Raw genomic sequence first — 2,990 nt, forward strand, 5'->3', positions numbered from 1 at the left:
GAATACCGGCTTCCGACGGCGAGGTCTATTGTGATGTTGCTCCGCAGGACCGCAGACCTGGCTGGGAGAGGTCTTGTGTKGCATAAAGCACTATCTTTGCCGAAGTTCCACCGGTTGCCGTCGTTGACCTGATGTACTTCGGGTATCGCTTACCATCCATGCGATTGGTGGAACTTTGCTCAGCAATTAGGGGGGAGGACGGGCGGCGCAGGAGCGCCGCCCGTTGTCTTTACGGCTGGGTGCGGTCGAGATGCCCGGTGTCAAGCGCGGGGTAGACCAGTTGTTGCATGACTTCTACGAGCTGTGCAGGTGCCGGGCGTTCCTGGCCGCCGGCATTGCGCCCGCGCCGAAGCGCCGGGGTGCCCCCTAGGATGGCGATGTGGGCGTTGCCGCGCGACGTGCCCCCGGCGAATGCCGCAAAAGTGTGCCGGAAACTGCAGAATGTGAGAGGGCGCTCGCCGAAGCCAAGTTCCTGTCGGACGTAGCGGGAAAACCAGCGGCTGAAGGCCATTGCACGGTAATCGGCGCGGTCCGTCGCTAGCTGGGGAAAAAGCGGGCCGCTGCCGCGCGCGGTGCGCTCGCCGGCGACATAGGCAGGGAGGCCCCACCGCAGCAAATGCGAATGGAGCGGGACATGCCGTACCCCGGCTAGTGAGGCAGTCGCGTCGTCGCGCCTGCGCTCACGAAAACGCAGGCACCACACCCCCTCGAGTTCGAGGACGTCGGACAGCTGGAGGCGGCAAAGTTCCGGCAAGCGCGCGCCGGTGTAGAGTCCTAACAGGGGCAGCCAGTATGCGGCGTCGCCCCAGGTCTTGACCTGACATTCTCGCTGTGTGTAGACGGGCGAAGCAAGCAGCGCATTGAGCTCCGCGATGGTGAATGCACGGGGGGGATTACGACGCGCCCACGATGCCGCGGGCCGCGCCTTGACGCTGCGTAACAGATTTTTGGCTGAGGTGTCAGATTGTCGGCGCATGGTTTCGCCAGGCCGTTGCGATGTCAGGTGGTACGAATTCGGTTGGTGTTCACGACGGCAGTCTTCTTCGTACGGGGGCGTCGGAGGGTGAGGCTCGAAATTATGCGCGAAGGCCTGGGCGCGGGGTGTAACGATAACAGGCTTCATCTCTAAATACTCCAATGTGGTAGGAGCTTTGTATAGCGAGGGCGGCCATCACCGCGCCCTGTCTAAAACGAATTTCCAGAAAAATTAAAAAGARCGTGAGCGCGTGCGACTTAAAATGAAGTCGCAAAGTTGGCGGCGCCGTGCCAATTGGTTGTTCCTGGCCAATTGCTTTGTCACAGATGCCTGCGGACTATGGCGGGGATGGGGACCTCGCGGCGCCTTGCGACTCTGGGCAGGGCTCAGGGGGCGAGGCGCTGCGCGGGGCGGCCGGGGGGGCTAGGCGCACCTACCACTCAGCAGGCGGCCGCGTTGTGCTGTCGCAACGCGACCTGCGACGGAGTGGTTGGCAGCCGGTCCGACGAGATATCACGGGCTGGCCGGGCGTCACATACAAACTTGGTTGCTTCTAGGAGTCAAAAAAGGACTCTTTCCAACTCCGCCACGCTTCATCAACCATCCTTGTTGGCCTCCGGCGTTTGGTGGAAGTCCGTTGTCTTGGGGAGCCCCTCGCGCCACCAGCATGGCGTCGGCGGACGAGCCGGCATCCGCCGTGGCGGATGACCAGGCGGCTGCGCAGGCTGATGGCGTGGCGGCAGTCTCGCTTTGCTCCGCCTGCTGCCCACGGGTGCCTCACCAAACGAGGTGGCCAATCGCTACAGTCAAAAGAAAGGGGGAGAAGGAATACCTGACAGGCTGCTGCCGTCTTGGGCTGTACTGGATGTTGGGCTTCTTGGACTTCTTCCGCAGCGCAGGCGTTTGCTCTGAGTTCGCGTGTTGAGAAGACTCAGTTGAACGGAAGCGCGCATCGCATCTTACAGACAAATTGACGATTGAAAGGTGCGCAGTGGTCTCCACCAAGCTGAGCATCGTCGTCTCGTAGGTGCTGGCCTATAGGTCGTGGTCCGGCCGTACCGGGGCTTGCTGGTAGTTTCAGCGGTTTAACCGGTCGGGTCGTTCAGGGGGGCTCGAGGAATAGTCCACGTGGGCAGATGGCGCACGGGTTCAGTCAGGGACGGGAAGAGTGCACAGGAAAGATTCAAGAACATCGCTTCGCCGCCGAACGATGGCGTAGGAAAGTGAGGGGCCCGTTCAAGGGGGGAGGGCAGGCCCATCCGGCCGGCACCCGGAGTTGAATCCTTGATGAACTGCCGCGTTAGAGCGAAGCGCGTGACTGATTACCATCTTGGAAGGCTTGTAGTCGCTCCTAGGGGGAGAGTTGAACCTCATCGCGCAGCCGTGCCATGCGGCGAAGCTGTGTTGCACTCCGAGTTGCGAGCGCAAGATGCGCGAGCTAGGTATTGAAAAGGATTACGGCTACGGTTCCGGCCTGTTGCGATAAGGGCTGGCACCCGTGTCGAGTGGAACATTTCGCCGCAAAACACCCAAAAAGGTGGAAGGGTTTGCCATTTTGCGGGTGCTGTATTAAGCACGCTATGGCGAGGAAGGTGGAAGGTTTTGCCACCATCAAGGATTGATGGCGGCTCACGCATCACCGCCTGGCGCCCCGGTCAGAAGATGCCGTGCGCAATACCGAATGCGCTGGGTGCCGGCCATTCAGGATGGTTTGGTCCTGTAGACGCGCAACTGCTTTCCCTGCAAAGCATAGCCGTGCACGATGCCGCTCTCCTTGAAGGCCGCGAGGTGGCGTCGCACATGCCGATTGAAGTCCTTTTGCGCATAGGTGGAGCCCGCGGCTGCGTGCATCGCGTGCAGGTCAAATGGCAACAGGCAGGAATCGGCTTTAATAAAGCCATACAACCAGCTTGCGAGCCCGTCCTTCATGGCCAGGCGCTCACTGGCCTTCATAAACGTCAGGCTGCGCGTCAGTATCGGCATCAAATCCTCCGACAACCAGACAGACCAACAC

General features: G+C 60.9%; 2 protein-coding genes. Both read right to left on the bottom strand.

Annotation, left to right across the window (positions count from 1 at the left end; genetic code table 11):
* Nucleotides 1–229: 229 nt before the first annotated feature.
* Nucleotides 230–976, bottom strand: coding sequence for a site-specific integrase (locus tag AC1DKD_RS40925; RefSeq protein WP_441634808.1), 747 nt, complete (start codon nucleotides 974–976; stop codon nucleotides 230–232).
* A gap of 1,701 nt (nucleotides 977–2,677) precedes the next feature.
* On the bottom strand, nucleotides 2,678–2,990 hold a 313-nt coding region (locus tag AC1DKD_RS40930), incomplete at its 5' end, for a hypothetical protein (RefSeq protein ID WP_477144712.1).

The organism is Cupriavidus sp. 05T313, assembly GCF_056396665.1.